Genomic DNA, 21101 nt, shown 5'->3' on the forward strand with positions numbered 1-21101 from the left:
GCAGTCATTCGAAGAGGCGCAAATGTCCGTCAGCGGTCAGACGCCCACGCCGCGCACCGCGGTGTCGCACGAGCGGTTGAGCTGGTTGGCGGCGCGGCCTGTACTCGCGGCAGCAGCAGCCTTTGCCGCGGCACTGGCGGTGATGCTGGCCGCGCGGCGCTGGTTCGATCCGGTGCTGTTCATCTGTATCGCCGCCGCGTTGCTCGTCGCGACGAGCGCGTTCATACTTGTGCGCGCTCGTCGCGAAGCCTTTTCCGCGCACAGTGATGCAAATGCCGCAATCAACCTGTCCGGCGTGAACGAAGCGCGCATGATGGCGATCATCCGTTCGTCGATGGAAGCGATCATCACCATCGACGAACAGCAGCGTGTCGTGCTGTTCAATCCGATGGCCGAACAGATTTTCGGCTGCTCGGCCATGGACGCGATCGGCGCGCCGCTCGTGCGCTTTATCCCCGAGCGGTTTCGCGCGGCGCACGCCCGGCATGTCGAACAGTTCGGCGTGACGGGCGTGTCCGACCGCCAGATGGGCCGGCAACGTGTGCTCTGCGGCTTGCGCGCAAACGGCGAGGAATTCCCGATCGAGGCCTCCATCTCGCAGATTCACGACGGTGGCGCCAGGCTTTACACCGTCATGCTGCGTGACGTCACCGAACGCGTGAAAGCCGAACAGGCGCAGCAGCAGGCGCGCGAGGAACTGCGCGAACTGTCCGCCAATCTGCAGAAGATCCGCGAAGACGAAAAGACGCGCATCGCACGCGAGTTGCACGACGACCTTGGCCAGCAGCTGACCGCACTGAAAATGGACATCTCGTCGGTTGAAGAAGCGCTTAACGGCTCCGCAAGCGAGCTGGTGCGCGACCATTTGCAGGGCATGCGCCGTCTTATCGACGCGACCGTGGCGTCGGTTCGCCGCATTGCCGCCGATCTGCGGCCGGTGATGCTCGACGACCTCGGACTGATACCCGCAGTCGAATGGCTCGCGAACGACTTCACGAACCGCTATGGCATCGACGTCGAGCGTGACATCGAAACCGGCGACGCACGTTTCAGCCCCGCAGGCGCGACCGCGCTGTTCCGTATCGTGCAGGAAGCGCTGACCAACGTGGCGCGCCATGCCGACGCCACGCTCGTTACACTCAGCCTGCGCGCCAGCGATCAGAGTGTTGTGTTGCGCATCGCCGACAACGGCAAGGGCGTGCATCGTGACCAAGAACCGGTGGGCAAGTCGTTTGGCCTGCTCGGCATTCGCGAACGCGCCCATATGCTCGGCGGCGCCGTCGGCGTTCAAACGGCGCGAGGCAACGGCTTTGTGTTGAGCGTCACGATACCGGTCCAGGCGGTGCAGATGCAGGAGTCGCAATCATGACCAGGGTCTTGCTCGCCGACGATCATGCGCTCGTGCGTGACGGTCTGCGTCATATTCTCAAGGGCGCAAGCGGCTTTGACGTGGTGGGCGAAGCGAGCGACAGCGCGAGCACCGTCGCACTGATTCGCGCGTGTGCAGCAGACGTGCTGGTGCTCGATCTGTCGATGCCGGGCCGCAACGGCGTCGAACTGATCAAACAGATCAAGGATGAAAAGCCGTCGCTGCGTATCCTCGTGCTGACCATGCATGCCGAGCAGCAATACGCCGTACGCGCGTTCAAGGCCGGCGCGTCCGGCTATCTGACCAAGGAAAGCGCGAGCGCGGAGCTTGTGGCGGCCGTGACGAAGGTGGCAGCGGGCGGCGTCTACGTGAGCCTTGCGATGGCCGAGCGCTTCGCGCAGAGCCTGAACGAGCCCGTCGACCTGCTGCCGCATCAGCGCCTGTCGGACCGTGAATTCGACGTTCTCAAGCGCATTGCCGCCGGCCAGACCATCACGGAGATCGCGACCGAGTTGTGCGTCAGCGCGAAGACCATCAGCACCTACAAGATGCGCATCCTCGAGAAAATGCAGATGCCGCACGAAGCCGCGCTGGTGCGCTATGCGATCCGCCACAAACTGGTCGATGACGAAGAGGACGGTATCTGACCGTCTCCGCCGCCCCACTTGCGGGCTACGACGCCTGATGTAGGAAACGCCCTACAGACCTTCGCACTCGCCTACACGAAGTTAGCTCAGCGCCGATTTTATTTTGAGATGGCGCGGCCGATACTTCGAGGCATGAACTCAAGCCTCAATCGCCCCGCCCTGCGTGTTTTTCTCGTCGACGATGCGTTCCCCGTACGGCGCCGTATGGCCGCGCTGTTCGGCGCGCTCGACGGCGTGGAAATCGTCGGCGAAGCCGAGGAACCCAGTGCGGCGTTCGCGGGGATCGAGGCCGCCGCAGCTCATCTGGTAGTGACGGAGTTGCACCTGAACGGCGGCACCGGCATGGAGTTGCTGGCCTTGCTCGCGCAACGCATGCCGCACGTGATCGCGATGGTGCTGACCAACCGTTCCGGCACCTGGTTCCGGCGCGCGTGCCTGACAAACGGCGCGCACTACTTTTTCGACAAGACTCGCGAATTCGAACTTGCGCGAAGCACGATCCAGCGGATCGCCAGCGAACATCATGCGCGCGCCTTTCTTCCATCAGGAGCACATCATGTCTGACGTTGCCGCCTATCCGGTCAGCTCTCGCAACTTCATCCCGCTGCAAGTTGCACCCGCGCGGGTGCAAGCAGCAGCCGCCGACCGCGCACCACGCAAGGGCGCCCTGCGTTGCTCGTCGTGCTCGATGCGCCCGATGTGCATGCCGCAAGGCCTGACGCCCGATGAATTGCAGAGAATCGAAGCGCTCATCTACCCGTCGCGAACCATCCGGCAGGGTGAGACGATCTTCCGCGCGAACGATTCGTTTCAAAGCATTTATGCGGTGCGCGCAGGGTCGTTCAAGACTGTCGTCATGCACCGCGACGGCCGCGCGCATGTGACGGGCTTTCATCTCGCCGGCGATTCGCTTGGACTCGACGGCGTATGCTCCGGTCATCACAGCTGCGATGCCATTGCGCTCGAAGACAGCAAGCTCTGCATCATCCCATTCCATCTGCTAGAGACGATGTGTCGCGAAGTGAAGGCCGTTCAGCAGCACGTGCATCGCATGATGGGCAGCGAGATCGTGCGTGAATCGTCGCAGATGATGCTGCTCGGCACGATGTCGGCGGAACAACGCGTGGCGACGTTCCTGCTGAATCTCTCGGAGCGCCTCAGAAAGCGCGGCTATTCGCCGGCGGAATTCCACCTGCGCATGACACGCGAGGAAATTGGCAGCTATCTCGGCATCAAGCTCGAAACGGTGAGCCGGATGCTGTCGCGCTTCCAGCGCGACGGCTTACTCGACGCGCATGGCAAGGACATCCGGATTCTCGATCACGACGGCCTTATCCGGGTTTGACGGCCAGCACTGCTGCGCCTGTCAGGCGCCCGTCACGCAGATCGGCGAGCGCGCGATTGGCATCCTTCAACGCATAAGTCGTGGTTTCGAGCGTGAGCCGCGTCTCGCCCGCAATGCGCATGAAGGCGACCCCATCGTCACGGGTCAGATTTGCGACTGACACCAGGCGCCGTTCGCCCCACAGAAACGAATACGGAAACGACGGAACATCGCTCATATGGATCCCGCCGCAAACCACGACGCCGCCTTTCACGACTGCCTGCAAAGCCTGGGGAACGAGCGCGCCGACCGGCGCAAACAGCAACGCCGCGTCCAGCTCGCGAGGCGGCGCCTCGTCGCTGCCGCCCGCCCACGCCGCGCCCAGCCGTAGCGCGAGTTGCTGCGCCGCCTGATCGCCGGGCCGGGTGAATGCGTACACCGTACGCTGTTGATGAAGCGCCACCTGCGCGACGATATGCGCCGCGGCACCGAAACCGTAAATGCCGATGCTCCGCGCGTCGCCCGCCATGCTCAAGGTGCGATAGCCGATAAGACCCGCACATAACAATGGCGCCGCCTCGATATCGGTGTATTGCGCCGGCAGATGAAAACAATAACGGCTGTCGGCGACAGTGCGTTCAGCGTAGCCACCGTCGATCGAATAACCGGTGAAGCCGCCTTCATCGCAGAGATTCTCGCGTGCCGAGAGGCAGTAGCGGCAATGCCCACACGTATAACCAACCCACGGCACGCCCACGCGATCGCCAACTGCGAAACCCGTCACGCCCGCGCCCATCTCCGCTACCGTGCCGACGATCTCATGGCCAGGGATAACGGGCCGCTTGGGACGATCAAGCTCGCGATCAACCAGGTGAAGGTCCGTGCGGCACACGCCGCACGCGTGAACGTCAATCAGCATCTGTCCACTACCGGGCCTAGGATCCGGTACGTCGTCTTCACTCAGGATCGGTGAGTCACCGTCGAACACCATTGCGCGCACAGAACTTCCCCCGTTTTTCACCGACGACCCGTGTCGTTCCGCGAAGCCGCGGGATTCAGTCGCAAAACCGGAAGTAACCACTGTGCATCAGAACGGGCTTTGCTCCGATCTCGTTGAGCACATTTCTTGTCGCGCGCTCAATACGACGTCGATTCGATTCGAACGCGGTGAGCAAATCCTCTTCGCGCACTGATGCGGCTCCAAAGTGATCCTCCAATGCCTCCGCGGAAATCGCGCACTGTACGCGGGTGTCGTCCACTTCCGCAGGAAACGCGACGACGAAATCGCGCGCGCAGTACTCAGGGCATTCATCGGGAAAATGGATCTTCATGACAGCCACCTGATTGTATGGCGTGTGCGGTCTGTGCGCCGCGTGCCTGTCATCAGCATAGTTTCTAGCCGCAGCCAGTCAAACTCACGCGCTGTGCTCCGGTTGATCGAGGTCAATCGCAGCGCAACGCCCGACCGTACACTGAACTCATTCCCTCGCACAGGAGCGCGTGCCATGAACGCCTTAAGCCGCAACTGCCGTCTGGCATGTGCCGCGTTCGTGCTGTTTGCCCCCGCCGCGCAGGCCGAGCCCGAGCCGGCCGCGCTGGTGGATCAGCATCGCTGCATGTTCTGTCATACACGCGACGCGCCTTTCCTCGCGCCATCGTTCGAGCAGATCGCAGCCCGCTACCGCGATCTGCCTAACGCGCAGTTCATGCTTGAGCACAAGTTGCGGCTAGGAGGCAAAGCTCATTGGGGAGACATGGCAATGCCGCTGCCTGCCGATCGCGGCGGCCCAATATCCGCCGAGGACGCACACACGCTGGTGCAATGGGTACTGAGTCAATGATTGCCCTTGAAAGCGGCGATTCACATGTCCGGGTCAGTTGACCGCCGCTACGTTCGGAGATTGTCATGCGCCTCACAGTTCATCTCGACACATTCAATTGTGAACATCCGATGGCTTTTGCCATCCTCTGGCTGGACAAGGACTCGCGGAAATGGTCCCGCGAGGGTCATCTCGGGCTGGAACTGCCGGAGTGGGGTCTGCTGCACATGGATTGCGGGAATACGCTCGTATGTGGCCCGAATGACAGCACACCCCTTTGCGTTCTGGAAGGGTTGGACCTGAACGGTTGCGATGGTCCCTTCGAAGGCGAGACCGGTCGCGCCCAGTGGTGTGCGAAGCGCGGACGCACGCTGATGACTGGACACTGGCATGTGCAATGTATCGATCATGAGCAGACAGCGCCCGAGCATGGTCTGTTCGCTGACGGCGACGACGCTTGAATCGCTGAAGTCGGCGATGCTTCGAGGCACAGCTGTCGATAGGGATTGCTCGGTAGGCCCCAAGCGGTCATGTCTCGCCGCTGCGCGTAGGGTTAAGCAGCAGCACGAAGCACGCCACGCCTCCCACCGCAGCGGCAACGCCGTAACGGAAAAAGGACGGCTCATCGAAGAGCGAGCCGCGGATCGACGCCGCGATGCCCGCAAGCGCTGCAAAAACGGCGATCGCAGAAAATAGGGCGGATTCTGCTGTCCGAGTGGGTCATGGTGTCCTCCAGGGCGATGACTAAATCGGTAACGACATCATCGGTCAGAAGATTTGGGTGCACTCGATCGAGGTCAAGCCCAACATCGACGACGGTGCGACGCGTTGCGCCACATCTTCGACGGCGCCTTAGCATATGGCAAGAAAGCAGCCAATCCGAGAACAGATAGTCGGTCCGCCTCGCCGTGTGAGTGGGCTCAGGGTCGGCTGAACGGAAACGATGGTGCGCTTTGGTTGGAAGTCATGATTCACGGCTCCTGCGAGACGCAGAGCACGTCTTAGATTTTATTCGGACGGGTGCGCGTTGCTCGACTGTAATGGGAGCGCGACCGGTCGGCACCGGTGCCCGGCTTCATTTTGCGCCGCTCACCAGCGTCCGGTCGCTAGCATAATTGGTGAATGTGGCTGGCAAAAAATCTGGACAGTAACAACCGCCGAAAAAGCCACCGTTCTCACGGCTTGTACCCTTCCCGGTCTTTCACATCGCCTCTGCTACGGGCGCGGCGATCGCGGCAATCGGAAACCAACACGAGACGCAGAGTGCTGCGGGCGTCGCTCATTGGAATGGCAGCACATGCAATTTGGTGATGGCGGACAATTTAGCGTCGACGACCGCTATGTAGTTATCCAAAGCTTTCAGCTGCAGCCGTCGAGTAATCCGGTTGGCGCGCTGTACTATTCGGTCCGTCCGCTATGTGAGAGGGAACAGTGCGACATTGCTGCACTCTATCCGAACGACAACGTGTGGATGCTAGTCGAAGGCAATTGCCAGGCGCCGTTCAGGAAAGTGCTGCAGCCCGCGATGTCAACCTTAGCGAATCTCGGTCCGGACGCAATTGCGACATGAGAGAACGAACGCGTGCATGCGACTATCCATGCGAGCTTATAATCGCTGGGTCAGGACCGGATCAATGCCATGCAGAAGACAAACTTTCCTCGGAGCCCGTGGAAGACCCGCTACTTTCTCGATACCGAATTCACGTCGTTCGACTCCTGCCAACTGATCAGCGTCGCGATCGTAGGGGAAGACGGCCAGGAGTTTTACGCTGAGCGTTCCGACTTTGAAACATCGCTTTGTAGTGACTTCGTGCGCGAAATTGTGCTGCCGCAGTTGGGTCAGTTCCCTGACCGTTCGATGCCACTGGACGATCTCAAACGTCAACTGTCGGCCTGGCTCTATAGCATACCTGTCAGGCCCAAGCCCGTACTTTGCTATGATTATGAAGGTGATTTCACGCTCCTCGCGGATCTGCTCGGTGGTCCACTTCCCCCTGGATGGAAGGCTGAAAACATCCTTATGCGCCGGGACGCCAGGCGGCTGGCTGCGTACTTTGCGGAGTACAGTGAACACCATGCCCTGCATGATGCCCGCGCAAACGCGCATGCTTTCATCTGAGAGACGTTCTAGAAGCAGCCGGCGCATTCCGACCAGAAAGATCCGGGGCACTTCGCTTTCGCTAGCGGTTGGATTTGTGCCCGAAGTCGTGGTCAATCCAGTGGCACGCCAATCCAGCGAACGAGACGTAAGCCATCAGCGGTCTGCCCCAGCCGCACGCAATATTTCGGATCTTCGCGATGCCCAGGTTGAGCCCCTCGCTCAATGTTGTCGAGCCAGGTAGATATTGCGCTGTGGGCGGACTCGATTTCCCATGTCGAGGCAGTGTCCAGCAACTCCGTCAGTGGCGAGTCGTCGACCCATAGGCAGCAGGACGGAAGGTCCTGTCCGATGTGCAGGTACCCCTCGGCGGACACTTCCGCGTTGGCTGTGTATTGAACGAGACCCGCAGCGTACATCTCACGCACCAGATACATTAGCCGTACCTGTTCTTGAACGGCCCTTCGGCCAGTCAGCGCCTGCCCCCAGACCTCCCCATCCTCCTTCGAGCTCGGCGAGCGCGAACTCAAACGGACAGGGCGTTGACAAGTACGGCTGTTCGTCAGGATAAACCTTGATCCAATGAAGCTCCCATCCTCCGCGAAAAAGGCCCCATTCACAATGACAGTTGCCGTGTCGGGCCCTGAGTGAATCTTTGACTGCGTTCAGACAGGTGACGAACGACGGCGGATTCGCGGCAAACGCCGAGATGCCTCGATAGACCTCCAGGACGCGCGGGAATCTCAGGCCTAGGGCATTGAGGCGCTCAAGCTCTAGTTTCGCTTCCGCAGCGAACAGACGGCTACGCATGCGCCATTTGCCTCCGGCTTCTGTCAACAACGTCTCGATCGCCTCTGGCATCGGCGTAATGGCGCGCAGCTGCCCAAAGGCCTGCGCCAGTGACAACGTCCCAAACTCCCCCTCAGGTGCCGAGCACCACACCTCTGCGCTTGAAAGACACGCGGCAGCGCGGGTGGCAAAAACCACCCAGTCTCCTAGCGCGGTCAGATGTTCGCCGCTAGAGGACGCAAGGGAACTGTCGCAGCGAGGCCAGGACTGGCAGTGTTTGCGCATCAGAACGCCAAGCGCGTCCAAATGCCGCCTCATGATGCTGCCGGTATAGGCTTTGATCAGCGCCTCTTTCAACTCACATAAATGGAACGGACACCTCGCAAGCCACTCGGCCTCGTGCAGGTAGCTGTGATAGCCCAGGTTGGCGCATGCTTCGCAATAACGGATGAACTGACGATCACGCGTGTTTGGCGGAGGAGCATATCGGCCGCACCCGACGAACCGGATGGAAGGCTGCAAAATTGACTCAACATCTTGAGCCGGCTCGCACAGTATTGATGACAGCCTCTCGACCTCGCCGGCGTCCGCCGGTGCGCCTTCTAGCGGACCAAGGTCCAGGAACTCGAGACATCTCCGCGAGCTAATACCGTTAAGATCCCGAAACCGCGCCGCGAAACAAGCCTTGGATTCATGCGAACGTAGGTTGCCGGGCCACCAGTTGACGGACGGATATGCTCGCATCTCATAGCCCGTTCGAGATGATCCGCATACGGTCAGAAAAATTGGCCTTGGCGAGTTCGCGCAGCCAGTTCTCGTACGCAGTTGCCCTTTCCCAGCCTCCACCTCTGGCCAGTTGGAAGAGTACCGACTCCGTCGCGGTTGCGATGTGCTGCATTGGAAACTCCAGATGTCGCCTGGCAGAATCCGGCGAGAGCTCCACCAATGCCTCCCACAGGTGTTCGACGCAGTCGGCCAGTCGTCGCCGGGCCGCAAAGTCCGCCGGCGCAAAATATTCAAGGTACGAAACGCTGCTGCCTGCGGGCCACTCTGAATCGACGTCGTAGCCGTTGAGGACGTAAGACAGTTCGTCCGACGAACACAGGCCGTGAAAGCGCGCGTGTGCAGCCATGAAACGCGCGGCAACGTGAGCGTTACCAGTGACGGCCATATACTCATGGCGGTAGCCCAACTGGTGCGAGCCAACCGAGAACACACTAAGCAGGTAGCCCTCGTAATCCAGTTCATTTTGCAGCCCGACCAGCCATTTCCACTCTCGGAACGTCAAGTCCTGCGCTTCATCGATGTGGGTGCGCTGACACATCAGGCTCGCGACGAAGCGACTGGCCGCCGCCATTTCTATCTTGTCGGCGGCGGCATTGCGTCGCTTGCGGCCGCTGCCTTTCTGATCCGCGACGCCGATGTGCCCGGCTGCCGCATCACGATTCTGGAAGCCCTCGGCAAGGCCGGCGGCAGCCTCGACGGCGCGGGTACGCCACAGGATGGTTACGTCGTGCGCGGCGGCCGCATGCTGGAAAGCAAGTACCTGTGCACCTACGATCTGTTCGACTCGATTCCTACCCTCGACGGCCGCAGCAGCGTGACGAAGGAAATCTTCGACTGGAACGAGACGCTGCGCACGTCGTCGAAAGCGCGGCTCGTGCGCGACGGCAAACGTGAGGACGCACCTGCGTACGGGCTCGCCGAGACGCATCTGCTGACGCTTGGCCGTCTCTCGCTCGAGCCCGAGGCACTGCTCGGCAACAGCCGCATCTCGGACCATTTCGAGCGCGATTTCTTCGAGACGAACTTCTGGATCATGTGGTGCACGACGTTCGCCTTTCAGCCCTGGCACAGCGCTGCCGAGTTCCGTCGCTACCTGCTGCGCTTCGCGCATATGACGCCGGGCTTCAACCAGTTGCACGGCACCATGCGCACGGTCTACAACCAGTACGACTCCATGGTTCGGCCGCTGCGCAAATGGCTGGACGAATACGGCGTGGAGTTTCGCACCGGCACGCGAGTGCTCGATCTGCGGTGTGACGAAACGGGCGAACTGAACCGCGTTGCCGGCATCGTCTGTGAACACGGTAACGGGCGCGCAGAAATTCCGGTCGGCGAAAACGACAAGGTCATCGTCACGCTGGGCTCGATGACCGCAGGGCCGAGCCTCGGCGCGACGAATCGCGCTGCGGCGTTCAACCCAGCACGACAGCAGCGGCGCGGCATTTGCTCGTGGTAAGTGGGAAGCGGATTTCAGTTTGCCTAGAGGCCGCTCAACACGTCGGCGAATCCACCGGTCTTCGCGCCAAGGCGTCGAATCGCGAGGGCCACGTCCGTCGAGAGCAGCGCCTTCAATTCGTCCGCATGCCGATACGCGTGCATAGCGCAAGTCAATGCGCACTCCCCTGCAACAGCAGGATGGCAATAGATCTCGCCCACGCCATCCGGCAAAGCAGCAAGCGCTGCAAGCCACGCACGCTCATCCATTTGCCCGCTGTCGGCCACGCCGACAACATAATCGTTATGGAGAATTCCGGCGTCGTCGAGTCGCGCCCTCACCCTCGCGATCCAGGGGCGCAACCACAATGGCGCATTGACTTCGAACGGTAAGCGCATCGCCTTCATGCCGAATTCGCTCCCAATTTCGAGGATCAAATCGAGCACCGTCGGATGCAGATGAAAGTGCTTGTGCGTGTTGACATGATCGAGCGTGAGCCCGCTGTCGGCGAACGCCTCGAACTGCGCGCGAATTTCCCGGGCAAGCTGTTTGCGCACGTGCGGCAGGAAGAAAAAGCGTATCCCGTCGCGCACCATATTGCTGCCGAAGCGCCCCTGCTCGTCGAGCAATGCGGCGATGCCCGCGCGCGGCATGACGGGGTCGCCGTCGGCGAGTACCAGATGCAGGCCGACGCGCAAATGCGGCATCGCGCGGGCGCGCGCGATTGCGTCGCTCGATGCGGGTGCACCGACCATCAGGCTTGCGGCCGTAAGCACACCGCTGACATGAGCCTGCTCGACAGCTGCGTTCACTCGCGAATGCAGGCCGAAGTCGTCGGCGGTTACGATGAGTGCGCGCGGCTTAGCGGCCATCGGACGCCTCGATGGTATCCATCAACGGCGACTGCGCCCCGCGCGACGCGGAACGCGAAGTTCCAACCGGCACTCTGGCGCCTCGCCACATGACATGAGAGCCGAAGGCGCTGGCGATCCACTGCACGAACAGCAAGCTGTCGCGCAATGGAACGAGCGGCAGATCACGCCAGAAAGCACGGCCGAATGCGTCCGATAATGTGTCCGATGAAGCGGACGATAAAGCGGCCGACAACGCGTCCCCTGCCCCGTCCGTCAACCCGCGATGCAATGCCTGTTGCTGACGCACTGCCCGCGCGTGCAGCACGACGCGCGCGGCCAGGCCCGCGGCCATATTGACCGCGGTCAAATACGCCGGCCAGCCATGCAGGGCACCTTGCTGACTTGCCACAAGACAGGTCGTGAGCCAGACGCCGGCAACGAGCCACGGCGTAGCAAACGTCATGAAGAGGAAGGCAAAGCCGAGCGGATTCACGGAGCGTATTGTGCGCAACCAGCGCGTCTCGCGTTGCCAGAGCCCGGTGAACGTTGTTTCGGTGACGTCGGTGGCGACCATCATTCGCGACAGCACGGTTCGCAAACCGAGGGCGCGCACGTGTTCGGCGAGCCAGTAATCGTCCGCGAGACAGTTCTTCAGGCGCCCGAAGCCACCGATGCGTTCGAGTGTCTCGCGCCGCAAAGCAAGCGTGGCACCGAAACCGAAGCGGCGCGATCGGACCATATGCGCGACGCGCACCGACGGTCCGAACCATTCATTGACGAAGAGCGCGCCCACCCGCGACCAGAAACCGCTCACGCCGTGCGCGACATACAGACAGGTGACAACGCCGACAGAAGGATCGGCCAGCGGCGCCGCGACGGCGCGGAGATAATCGGCTTCGACGGCGATATCGCTATCGGCAATCACGATCACGTCATGCCGCGCGCGCTCGGCCATATTGATCAGATTACTCACTTTCAGATTGCTGCCATGCACGCGCGCGTCGATCACGAGTTCGATGTCGAGCATCGGATACGCGGCTTGCAAACGGCGCACCACGGCAATCGCGGGATCGTCGGCAGAACCCACACCGAACACCAGTTGGAAATGCGCGAGGCGCTGCTCGCAGAAGCTTCGCAGGTTTTCATACAGACGCGGCTCGACGCCGCACAAGGGCTTGAGCACGCTCACGCGCACCGGCGCAAACGGATCGAGTGAACGCATGCCGCCGCGCGGCCCGAAGAACGGCAGCGCGAGCGCAGCCACCACGGCATACAGCGACGCGCCGACGCAGCCGGCAAGCAGAAGCCATTCGGATACCGGTAATGCATGCGATGCCATTGCCGCGCTCCGTCAGCGTTTGCTCAAGACGAACGGCTTCCCCGTGAGACGCAGATGCAGCACGACGAGCCACAACCGCGGGCAATCCGACGCGAGATCGATCGGCCTGCTGCAGACAGACGCAACGCTCGCATGGCGGTCTGCGACGGCGGCCCGGAATGCGGCTTGCGCGAACTGGCGCGCGACCATGACGCCGCCGGCCATCACCGCGATAGAAGAGAGCCGGAAAGCCGCTGACACAAACAGATGCTCGGCGCCGGGATCCACGAAGACCGTCACGCACGCGAGCAGGTCGGCGGCGACAGCCGTGAGCGAAGCGACCATTAGGTGCGCGCGCAACATATCGGCGGTGACTGGCTTCATGGCTTCGTCTCGTAGCGCGATGAAAAGCATGCACGGCTTCTTGCGGTGAACCGGCGCCTGCTTCAGGACACGATCGTCGCAGCCGATAAAACCGTCACCGCGGTCGCCATGCATTCCATCGATGTACTGGAACCGTGTCGAGCCAAACTCGCAAATCGACACAACGCCGCACGCTCCTGTCACTCACAAGACAGTAAGCTGTTGATGGGCGATAGTAGCGATTCAAGCTGAAGGAAACCTTAAGCAGACCGCAGTAGAACCCGCCATGAGCAGCGCGGTTTAAACTGCGGACTCCAGCGCCGCTTTTCCGCGATGCATCGCAATCATCATCACAACACTCAACGGAATTTGCGTCCCATGCGTGTACTACTGGTTGAAGACGACGACCTGATCGGTTGCGGGGTCGAAGCGGGTCTGCGTCAGGCGGGTTTCACGGTCGACTGGGCGCGCGACGGCCATAAAGCAGGCCTCGCGCTCGACACCACGAGCTACGCGCTGGTCGTACTCGATCTCGGCTTGCCGCGCGTATCCGGCATGGATCTGCTCAAGCGAATCCGCGACGCCGGCAACGACGTGCCCGTGGTTGTGCTGACGGCACGCGGCACGGTGGTGGACCGCGTCAGCGGTCTGGAGGCCGGCGCGGACGATTACCTCGGCAAGCCCTTCGAGCTCACGGAACTGACGGCCCGTTGCCGCGCCTTGCTTCGCCGCGCGCAGGGCCGCAGCGTCGAGTTGATCCGCTATGGCGATCTCACGGTGAACCCCGCGGCGCAAACGGCCCAGCTTGCCGGCACGCGGGTGCCGCTCACGTCGCGCGAATGGGCAATCCTGCTGCAATTGCTGACCAACCAGGGCATTCCGCAGTCGCGCTCGCGGCTCGAAGAAAGCCTGTATGGCTGGCAGCAGGAAATCGAAAGCAATGCAATCGAGGTGCACATCTCGAACCTTCGCAGAAAGCTCGGCGCAAAGCTCATCCGAACCGTGCGCAATATCGGCTACGTGGTGGAGAAAGAGTAAATGAGCGCGTCCATCCGCAGGCGGCTCATGCTGCTCGTGCTCGGCAGCATCGCGGCGGTCTGGGCGATTGCGCTTGCATCGAGTTATCGTCAGGCCACGCAGGAAGTCGGCGAATGGGAAGAAGCCCGCCTCGCGGAAGTCGCGCAGATTCTCGCGCTTCTCGATCAGGCCAACCTCGCCACGCTTGCCAACGCGCACATCGACGTGCGCGAGGAAGAGAGAGGCGGCGCGACCAGTGCGAGCGATAACGACGATGACGACTCGCTGCCGCGCGACGCGCTCTTTCAGGTGCGCACGCGCGACGGCGACGTGATTGCCGGCAGCCCTGCCCTGCGCGTGCTCGGTGCATGGGACCTGCCGCTGCCGGCGGTCACGGGCACGCAAGACGTCGTGCTGGACGGTCAGACGTATCACTCGTTCACGCTGCGCGGCACGGCGCTCGGCCACACTGTCCGCGTATTCGAGCAGGCCAATACGCGCAGCGATCTGGTCAGCGGAGTGGCGAGCCGTATCGCGCGCCCTGCCCTGATTGCACTGCCGGTCCTCGCGCTGCTCGTGTGGTTCAGCATCGGCTGGAGCCTTGCGCCGCTGCGCGTGCTGTCGGATGCAATCCGCTCGCGACATATCAACCGCCTCGAGCCTGTCGAAATCGGCGATGCGCCGACCGAGGTGCGCCCGCTCGTCGACGCGCTCAATCTGCTGCTCTCGCGTCTGCACCATTCGCTCGAACGTGAACGCGCGTTTACCGCCGACGCCGCGCACGAGCTGAAGACGCCGCTGGCCGCCATCAAGGTTCAGGCACAGGTTGCGCTCGCCGAGCGCGACCCGGCGCGGCAGCGACTCGCGATGGAGCGCGTCGTGCAAGGCGTGGATCGCAGCGCGCGGCTCGCCGAGCAATTGCTGCTGCTTGCACGTCTGGACATGCATGAAAAACTGTCGACGGCACCGCTCGCGCCTGGCGCGCTCGCCAAGGATGCCGTGCTGGCCAACGCCGGCAACCTGCAGCAAAAAAACATGCGCGCGATGCTCGACTGCGACATGCAGGCCGAGATCAATGCGGAGCCGGTGCTGATCGGTATCCTGTTCGACAATTTGGTGGACAACGCAATCAAGTACGGCAGCGAGGGCGGCAACATCGAAATTGCGGTCAAGCGCACGACCGAGCCGCTCGATAATCGCGTTGTCGTGACCGTGCGCGACGACGGCCCCGGTGTGGCCTCGGCAGATGTCGCGCGTCTGACCAGCCGGTTCTTTCGCGCCACCGGCAACCAGGCGACCGGCAGCGGGCTTGGCCTCTCGATTGTCGCGCGCATTGCCGAACACTTTGGCGCGACCGTGCGCTTCGGGCCCGGCCTCGAGAGCCGCGGACTCGCCGTCGAAGTATCGTTTCCCGCCTCTGGCGCCGCGCCTGACGAGCGACTGAAGCCCGCGGCCTAGCGGCGGTTCGTATCGCAGGCGACGCGGGTGTCCGCGAGTTCCGCCCGTTGCGGGTTCCGCTGCGCCTGACGGCGCAAGGGCGCGCGGTTCGCGCCTTCCGCGAACTGCCATGCAATCAGCCCCGGCACGAACATCAGCAGATCGCGAATGCGCCGCGCTCCGGCAAGCGCGAGACAGGTCGACGGATCGAGGCCCAAGGCGCCGCCGATCAATATAAAACCGCCCTCCTGCACGCCGAGGCCGCCCGGCACGAAGAAGGCCGCGCTGCTGATGGCCTGGATCAACGACTCGATCACGACGGCCTCAACCAGCGTGACGTGCGCGCCGAGAAAATACAGCGCGAGCCAGATTTCCAGCGACGTCAGCAGGCACTGCAGCGGCTGCCAGAAGAACAGATAGCGCAGCACGACGGCGCGACGCCGCCAGATCAGCTTGATCGCCAGATCGATTTGCGCGGACTGTCCAACGAGTGCGGCTAGCTTGCCGCTCGTGATGTGATTGAGCGCGCGCGTCATGCGTCCGAACGGACTCGCGTGCTGCACGAGCGCGAACAAAACGAGAAGCGGCGTCAGCACGACCACGCCCCACGCAAGTTGCCCCGCGAGCCGCAGCGTGCCCGAATGCGCGTGCGCAAACAGAAAACCAATGCCAACCATCGTGAACAGCAACTGGCTGATCACCGTCAACTGCATATCGGCGATGATGCTCGCCACCGCCGTGGAAGGCCGCACGCCCAAGCGCCTGAGCATGCGGAACGACACCACTTCTCCGCCGATGCGCGCGACCGGCAGCATGCTATTGACCGATTCGCGCACCCACACGAGATGCAGCATGTCGAGCACGCGCGGCCGGTTCGCGCCGCGAATCAGCGAGCGCCAGTCGCAGGCATTGGCGAGCATCGGCAAAACATGTGCGAGTGCCGCGAGCACAAGCCCCGCGCCCGCGGCGCGCAGCGCGCCGAGCACCGCGACCGGGTTGTCCCGCCACACGAGCCACAGCGACGCAGCCAGTCCCGCCAGTGCGGCCACGCGCCCGAGATGCTTCATCATGCGGACACCTTTCGCGCGTTCGTTGCGCGACGGGCTTGCCGCTCATCGCGCCGTTCGGAAGACGTGCGCATCATCGCCGCCTAAACTCCTCTCGTCGTCATTCGTCCTGCGCGGACGACAGCAGGCCGTCGCCATCGACGTCGAAGCTAAACCCGCGCCAGACCACCCGCGAACTCCAGAAGCTCGCGACAAAGATCGCAAACGACACGATATCCCATATCGGCAGCATCCAGGCGCCGCCATGCGCCTGCCGCAATGCGCGATCGGCGCTGACCTTCAGTGCGAAACGCGCGGACAATGCAAGCGCCGCGATTAGCCAGGCCCACGGCGCGTCGCTCGACAAGCCGATAGCAAGCAACGCCAACGGCAGCGGATGCATCAACGCGGAGCCAACATGACCTGTCGGATCGACGCTGCGAATTGTCCGGCTCCAGCGCAATTCATGCGCAAACAATTGCGCCGCGCTCGCCTCCGCGCAAGCGTGCGAAATGGCAAGCGGCGGAATCGCCACTGTCTCGCCGATTGCGCGCACTGCCTCGCCTATCGCGTGGTCTTCGGCGAGATGACGGACGAACGGCAGAAAGCCGCCGATCTTCTCCAGCGTGCCGCGCCGCATTGCAATGGTCTGTCCAAAGCACGGCCGCGCCAGCCCGAGCGCAAGACCGGTGACGACGCCGGGCAGAAACTGATAGTGCGTCGCGGTCGCGGACAGGCGAGGCCAAAAACCGGGATCGGGCTGCGCCCGATACACGCAGGTCACGAGTCCCACGCCGGGCTTCTCCAGTTCGCCGACGATATGGCGCAGATAGTCCGGCCCGACGCCAACGTCGCTATCGGCGAACACGAGCAGATCGTGCCGCGCGTGCGGCATCATATTGATGATGTTGCTGATCTTGCGATTGGGGCCATAGAGACGCGCGTCCACAACCACGGTGATATCCGCGAGTGGATGCAGGCGCTTGAGGCTTTCGACGGCTTGCAATGCGGGGTCCGCCGGGTCATGCACGCCGAACAGAAACTGCACCGGGCCCGGATAGTTCTGCTCGCAGAAGCTCGACAGATTGCTAAGCAGCGCCCACTCGCTGCCGTGCAGCGGCTTCACGACTGTCACCGGCGGAAAGCTGGCGGGCTCCGCGACAGGCCGCGCGAAAAACCGCCCGATCAGCATGCTCGCAATCGTCGTGTAGCCGATGCCGAACAGTGCGCATGCAGCGCAGAGATAAGCGCACGCATGAACGAAAACCGTGGCGGCCCAATGCGCGCCGTTCACGCCTCGTGTGCGCGCAGAAAGCGGAAGAACTCGACGCCTTCGCGCAAGCGCCGTTTCATCATGTCCCAACTGGTCAGCATCTCGCGCACGATTTCCCAGATCTTCGACGGACGAAAATAGAAGCGCTTGTAGAAGTTTTCCAGCTGGTGATAAATCTCCTCGCGCGACAGATGCGGATAGCCGATGGCCGCAAGTTGCACGCCTTCCTTGCTCACGAGGTTTATTACCTTGTTCTCTTCGAGCCAGCCGTTTTCGACCGCCTGGTCGTACAGCCGCGTGCCCGGATACGGCGCCGCGAGCGACACCTGAATCGTGTGCGGATTGATCTCTTTCGCGTAGTCGATGGTCTTCTGAATGGTCTGCTGCGTTTCTCCGGGCAAGCCGAGAATGAAGGTGCCGTGAATCTTGATGCCGAGCTTGCGGCAGTCGTCGCTGAAACGCCGCGCGATGTCGGTGCGCAAACCCTTCCTGATGTTCAGCAGGATCTGATCGTCGCCGGACTCGTAGCCGACCAGCAGCAAACGCAGGCCGTTTTCCTTCATGATTTTCAGCGTGGAATACGGCACGTTCGCTTTCGCGTTGCACGACCACGTCACGCCGAGCTTGCCGAGACCGCGGGCGATTTCCTCGACGCGCGGCTTGAAGTCGGTGAAGGTGTCGTCGTCAAACATGATCTCCTTCACTTCGGGCATGTTGTCGCGAATCCACTTCACTTCAGCCAGCACGTTCTCGACCGAACGCGTGCGATAGCGGTGTCCGCCCACCGTCTGCGGCCACAGACAGAACGTGCATTTCGAGCGGCAGCCGCGCCCCGTATAAATCGACACGTAAGGATGCTTCAGATAGCCGATGAAGTAGTTGTCGATCTTCAGATCGCGCTTGTAGACGGGCGCGACGAACGGCAACTCGTCCATGTTCTCGAGGATCGGGCGCGCTGCGTTGTGCTCGATCGAGCCGTCGGCGGCACGATAGCTGAGGCCCAGAATCTGCGCGAACGGTTTGCCCGCGGCGACTTCCTGGCAGGTGAAGTCGAATTCCTCGCGGCAGACGAAGTCGATTGCCTCGCTCGCCGTCAGCGAATTGTGCGGATCGACAGCCACCTTCGCGCCGACCATGCCGATCACAAGCGAGGGCTTGCGCTTCTTCAGGTCTTCGGCGAAGAGGGCGTCAGTGGGAAACGACGGCGTGCTCGTATGAATGACGACCAGATCGTAGTGCTGCGCGATGTCGAGCGTTGCGTCGACGGACAGGCCGTCGGCGGGTGCATCGAGCACGCGGCTGTCGGGCACGAGCGCGGCGGGTTGCGCAAGCCAGGTCGGATACCAGAACGAGCGGACTTCGCGCTTCGCCTGATAACGCGAGCCGGCGCCGCCATCGAAGCCGTCATACGACGGCGCCTGCAAGAACAGAGTTTTCATGGACGCTCCAGCAAGCCTGAAAGGACGCTTTCGGTTTTCTGTCGGGAGCCTGTCGGAACTGGAACTCGGGGATGGCGAGCGCGACGGCAGACTCGCGCAGATAGTACGGAGCAAAGCTGAAGGAAACCTTAAACAGAATGCTTCGCGCGACGATGTCCGGGCACGGTCAGCGTTCGGGAAGGCACTGTCAGGTCAATGGGGAGGCGGCGGTAGAATGAAGTGATGAAGAAGACAAAATCGCTCTATCACGACCACCGCTTCCCTGCCGTTGTCATCAGCTGCGCGGTTCGCTGGTATTTCCGGTTCAGCCTGAGCCTGCGCGACATCGAGGAGTTGTTGCTCGAGCGTGGTGTCGCGGTCACGTACGAAACGATCCGTTGCTGGTGCGACAAGTTCGGCGCTGGATTCGCACAGTGCGTCAAGGCGGCGCGGCGCAAGCCGGGCAGCACATGGCATCTGGACGAGATGTTCGTGAGGCTGCGCGGCGAGCCGTATCTGTTGTGGCGAGCGGTCGACGAGCATGGTGCCGAACTCGACGTGCTAGTGCAAAAGCGGCGCGACAAGGCTGCGGCAAAGCGCTTCTTTCGGAGGGTGCTGCGTTCAAACTCGGTGCCGCGCAAGATCGTTACTGACCAGCTGCGCAGCTATCCGGCGGCGAAGGCTGACATTCCCGAGCTCGCTCATGTGAAGCACGTTTTCGTCAAGGCAGCGGCACGCGTGAACAACCGTGCCGAGAACAGCCACCAGCCGACCCGCAGGCGCGAACGCCAGATGTGCGGCTGTCGCGATGCGCGTCGCACGCAGGCGTTTCTCTCATGCTTCGGCATGATCCGGCAGCACTTCGCGTTGCCCCGGCATCAAATGAACGCGGCATGTCATCGCGCCATACTCTAGGAACGCTTCGCCACATAGCATGGCTGGACTGTAACTGCCGCAAAGGAAGTCATCTGATAAGGACAACTGCTCTTTATCCACACAGGTAGCCTGCGCCCGCCAACTTGACAGAGCCGGGCGCACCGGACAACTCGCTGACGATTGCAAGCTATACGCTTTACGACGCCGCATTGCATTACGACACTCGCGACTGGCGGCTCGCACTGAATGTGGCGAACGTATTCGACCGCCGTTATGTGAGCGGTTGCCAGTCGTATGCAGTGTCGTGTTCGGCAACGAGCGGACCGTGCTGGCCAGTGCGAAATACAACTGTTGATGGCGATATGAGCGTCACGCCTGCGATGCCGTGTATGATGCGTGCCATCCTATTTCGCCTTGCCAGAAGCCATGCCGAGAAAAGCACCAACGGCCGGGACAGCATCGAAAAGCGAACCGCAAGACAACGAAAAGCTTGTCACGCGTCGCCTCGCTCCCGAGGTGCGGGAACGCCAGATCGTGTTGAAAGCCGTCGAGCACTTCGCGACCCACGGCTTTTCGGGCAGCACGCGCGAACTGGCGCGCCAACTAGGCGTGACCCAGCCGCTTTTGTACCGCTACTTTCCGAGCAAGGAAGCGTTGATCGACCGCGTGTACGAAGAGGTCTATCAATGGGACACGAGTTGGGAAGTGCTCATCAGAGACCGCACGATTCCGATTCAGGAGCGCATGGTCAGGTTCTACTCGTCGTATTCCACCGTGATCTTGCGGCGCGAGTGGATTCGCATCTTTATCTTCGCCGGCTTGACGCGCGAAGGCATCAACTCCAAATATCTCGCGCGCTTGCGTGAGCGTGTGTTCTTGCCGGTCATGGCGGAAATCCGTTCCGCGTATAACCTCCCGGCGCCTGCGGGCGCGCAGCAGCGCGAAATGGATCTTGAACTGATCTGGAGTCTGCACGCGAGCATCTTCTATCTCGGCGTGCGCAAGTGGATTTACGGCCTGCCCGTCACTCACGACATCGACGATCACATTGCCCGCCAGGTCGACGCATTCCTTCATGGCGTGCCGGCGGCGCTGGAGCACGCGTCCACGCAAACGGCGCGCGCCAAGCCTGGCTCCAGGCTCTGACATCGAGCGGTAACCCTCCTCTTCTCCAGGGTAAACACCTGCGCTACGGAGCTTTTCTCCGCGACATCGCTTCGCCTACAATTTA

23 protein-coding genes and 2 pseudogenes are annotated in these 21101 nt (G+C 62.0%); 14 read left to right on the plus strand and 11 right to left on the minus strand.

Features of this window, described 5'->3' with window-relative positions; all coding sequences use genetic code 11:
* Positions 1 to 22 precede the first annotated feature (22 nt).
* From CUJ91_RS32210 to fnr, 4 genes are all read left to right on the plus strand, one after another.
* A complete protein-coding gene (locus tag CUJ91_RS32210) occupies positions 23 to 1369 on the plus strand; it encodes a PAS domain-containing sensor histidine kinase (RefSeq protein WP_114158235.1) in 1347 nt (448 codons plus the stop codon).
* Positions 1366 to 2016 (plus strand): response regulator, encoded by a 651-nt coding sequence (locus CUJ91_RS32215; protein ID WP_114158236.1) that lies wholly within the window; start codon positions 1366 to 1368, stop codon positions 2014 to 2016. The genes CUJ91_RS32210 and CUJ91_RS32215 overlap by 4 nt, the downstream gene beginning before the upstream one ends.
* A gap of 132 nt (positions 2017 to 2148) precedes the next feature.
* Positions 2149 to 2580 carry a response regulator gene (locus CUJ91_RS32220; RefSeq protein WP_114158237.1) on the plus strand — a complete coding sequence of 144 codons (432 nt, stop codon included), beginning with the start codon at positions 2149 to 2151 and terminating at the stop codon, positions 2578 to 2580.
* Positions 2573 to 3361, plus strand: a complete 789-nt coding sequence (gene fnr, locus CUJ91_RS32225) for a fumarate/nitrate reduction transcriptional regulator Fnr (RefSeq protein ID WP_114158238.1) — start codon at positions 2573 to 2575, stop codon at positions 3359 to 3361. The genes CUJ91_RS32220 and fnr overlap by 8 nt, the downstream gene beginning before the upstream one ends.
* On the opposite strand, the gene CUJ91_RS32230 is transcribed toward fnr, so the two are convergent.
* A complete protein-coding gene (locus CUJ91_RS32230; protein ID WP_114158239.1) occupies positions 3348 to 4340 on the minus strand; it encodes a zinc-dependent alcohol dehydrogenase family protein in 993 nt (330 codons plus the stop codon). The two genes, fnr and CUJ91_RS32230, sit on opposite strands and share 14 nt — an antisense overlap.
* A gap of 55 nt (positions 4341 to 4395) precedes the next feature.
* Positions 4396 to 4680 carry a DUF1488 family protein gene (locus tag CUJ91_RS32235; RefSeq protein ID WP_208716223.1) on the minus strand — a complete coding sequence of 95 codons (285 nt, stop codon included), beginning with the start codon at positions 4678 to 4680 and terminating at the stop codon, positions 4396 to 4398.
* Positions 4681 to 4845: 165 nt separating this feature from the next.
* On the opposite strand from CUJ91_RS32235, the gene CUJ91_RS32240 reads away from it, so the two are divergent.
* Positions 4846 to 5181, plus strand: a complete 336-nt coding sequence (locus CUJ91_RS32240) for a c-type cytochrome (protein ID WP_208716225.1) — start codon at positions 4846 to 4848, stop codon at positions 5179 to 5181.
* 65 nt (positions 5182 to 5246) lie between these two features.
* Positions 5247 to 5621: a DUF3564 domain-containing protein gene (locus tag CUJ91_RS32245; protein WP_114158241.1), complete on the plus strand. Its 375-nt coding sequence runs from the start codon at positions 5247 to 5249 to the stop codon at positions 5619 to 5621.
* Between the two features lie 67 nt (positions 5622 to 5688).
* Here CUJ91_RS32245 and CUJ91_RS32250 read toward each other — a convergent pair whose 3' ends face one another.
* Positions 5689 to 5844 (minus strand): DUF2964 family protein, encoded by a 156-nt coding sequence (locus tag CUJ91_RS32250; RefSeq protein WP_114158502.1) that lies wholly within the window; start codon positions 5842 to 5844, stop codon positions 5689 to 5691.
* A gap of 613 nt (positions 5845 to 6457) precedes the next feature.
* Between CUJ91_RS32250 and CUJ91_RS32255 the strand changes: the two genes are divergently transcribed.
* Positions 6458 to 6730 (plus strand): hypothetical protein, encoded by a 273-nt coding sequence (locus CUJ91_RS32255; protein ID WP_114158242.1) that lies wholly within the window; start codon positions 6458 to 6460, stop codon positions 6728 to 6730.
* A 69-nt stretch (positions 6731 to 6799) separates the two neighbouring features.
* Complete coding sequence (locus tag CUJ91_RS32260; protein ID WP_114158243.1) at positions 6800 to 7279, plus strand: 3'-5' exonuclease family protein; 480 nt, start codon at positions 6800 to 6802, stop codon at positions 7277 to 7279.
* A 399-nt stretch (positions 7280 to 7678) separates the two neighbouring features.
* Here the strand turns inward: CUJ91_RS32260 and CUJ91_RS32270 are convergent, their stop codons facing one another.
* The gene (locus CUJ91_RS32270) at positions 7679 to 8569 is read right to left on the minus strand and encodes a hypothetical protein (protein WP_153067658.1); all 891 of its coding nucleotides are present in this window, start codon (positions 8567 to 8569) and stop codon (positions 7679 to 7681) included.
* A 223-nt stretch (positions 8570 to 8792) separates the two neighbouring features.
* Complete coding sequence (locus CUJ91_RS32275) at positions 8793 to 9371, minus strand: hypothetical protein (RefSeq protein WP_244231190.1); 579 nt, start codon at positions 9369 to 9371, stop codon at positions 8793 to 8795.
* On the opposite strand from CUJ91_RS32275, the pseudogene CUJ91_RS32280 reads away from it, so the two are divergent.
* Positions 9348 to 10250: pseudogene (locus CUJ91_RS32280) on the plus strand (oleate hydratase); the annotation flags it as partial. The gene CUJ91_RS32275 and the pseudogene CUJ91_RS32280 overlap by 24 nt on opposite strands.
* A 62-nt stretch (positions 10251 to 10312) precedes the next feature.
* Here CUJ91_RS32280 and hpnK read toward each other — a convergent pair.
* Genes hpnK through CUJ91_RS32295 form a run of 3 tightly spaced genes read right to left on the minus strand, consistent with a single transcriptional unit; the run spans position 10313 to position 12824 of the window.
* Complete coding sequence (gene hpnK / locus CUJ91_RS32285) at positions 10313 to 11140, minus strand: hopanoid biosynthesis-associated protein HpnK (RefSeq protein ID WP_114158246.1); 828 nt, start codon at positions 11138 to 11140, stop codon at positions 10313 to 10315.
* Entirely contained in the window at positions 11130 to 12461 is a 1332-nt protein-coding gene (gene hpnI / locus CUJ91_RS32290; protein ID WP_114158247.1) for a bacteriohopanetetrol glucosamine biosynthesis glycosyltransferase HpnI, read from the minus strand. Before hpnI (CUJ91_RS32290) ends, hpnK begins: the two co-directional genes overlap by 11 nt.
* A 12-nt stretch (positions 12462 to 12473) precedes the next feature.
* Positions 12474 to 12824, minus strand: a complete 351-nt coding sequence (locus CUJ91_RS32295) for a hypothetical protein (protein WP_029972141.1) — start codon at positions 12822 to 12824, stop codon at positions 12474 to 12476.
* Between the two features lie 357 nt (positions 12825 to 13181).
* On the opposite strand from CUJ91_RS32295, the gene CUJ91_RS32300 reads away from it, so the two are divergent.
* Positions 13182 to 13841: a response regulator gene (locus CUJ91_RS32300; protein ID WP_114158248.1), complete on the plus strand. Its 660-nt coding sequence runs from the start codon at positions 13182 to 13184 to the stop codon at positions 13839 to 13841.
* The gene (locus tag CUJ91_RS32305) at positions 13842 to 15278 is read left to right on the plus strand and encodes an ATP-binding protein (RefSeq protein ID WP_114158249.1); all 1437 of its coding nucleotides are present in this window, start codon (positions 13842 to 13844) and stop codon (positions 15276 to 15278) included. It abuts the gene before it with no gap.
* Here the strand turns inward: CUJ91_RS32305 and CUJ91_RS32310 are convergent.
* The 3 genes from CUJ91_RS32310 to hpnJ form a co-directional block, all read right to left on the minus strand.
* Positions 15275 to 16327, minus strand: a complete 1053-nt coding sequence (locus CUJ91_RS32310) for a lysylphosphatidylglycerol synthase domain-containing protein (protein WP_114158250.1) — start codon at positions 16325 to 16327, stop codon at positions 15275 to 15277. The two genes, CUJ91_RS32305 and CUJ91_RS32310, sit on opposite strands and share 4 nt — an antisense overlap.
* Positions 16328 to 16424: 97 nt before the next feature.
* Positions 16425 to 17597: a bacteriohopanetetrol glucosamine biosynthesis glycosyltransferase HpnI gene (hpnI, locus tag CUJ91_RS32315; protein ID WP_114158251.1), complete on the minus strand. Its 1173-nt coding sequence runs from the start codon at positions 17595 to 17597 to the stop codon at positions 16425 to 16427.
* The gene (gene hpnJ / locus CUJ91_RS32320) at positions 17594 to 19015 is read right to left on the minus strand and encodes a hopanoid biosynthesis associated radical SAM protein HpnJ (protein ID WP_006050771.1); all 1422 of its coding nucleotides are present in this window, start codon (positions 19013 to 19015) and stop codon (positions 17594 to 17596) included. Before hpnJ ends, hpnI (CUJ91_RS32315) begins: the two co-directional genes overlap by 4 nt.
* A gap of 222 nt (positions 19016 to 19237) precedes the next feature.
* Here hpnJ and CUJ91_RS32325 point away from each other — a divergent pair, with 222 nt between their 5' ends.
* From CUJ91_RS32325 to CUJ91_RS32335, 3 genes and pseudogenes are all read left to right on the plus strand, one after another.
* Positions 19238 to 19909, plus strand: a complete 672-nt coding sequence (locus tag CUJ91_RS32325) for an IS6 family transposase (RefSeq protein WP_114158252.1) — start codon at positions 19238 to 19240, stop codon at positions 19907 to 19909.
* A 116-nt stretch (positions 19910 to 20025) separates the two neighbouring features.
* Positions 20026 to 20225, plus strand: a pseudogene (locus CUJ91_RS32330) (hypothetical protein); the annotation flags it as partial.
* Between the two features lie 71 nt (positions 20226 to 20296).
* Positions 20297 to 21016, plus strand: coding sequence for a TetR/AcrR family transcriptional regulator (locus tag CUJ91_RS32335; RefSeq protein ID WP_114158253.1), 720 nt, complete (start codon positions 20297 to 20299; stop codon positions 21014 to 21016).
* The last annotated feature ends 85 nt before the right edge of the window (positions 21017 to 21101 follow it).

Origin of the sequence: Paraburkholderia graminis, from assembly GCF_003330785.1 — a bacterium.
Lineage (GTDB): Bacteria > Pseudomonadota > Gammaproteobacteria > Burkholderiales > Burkholderiaceae > Paraburkholderia > Paraburkholderia graminis.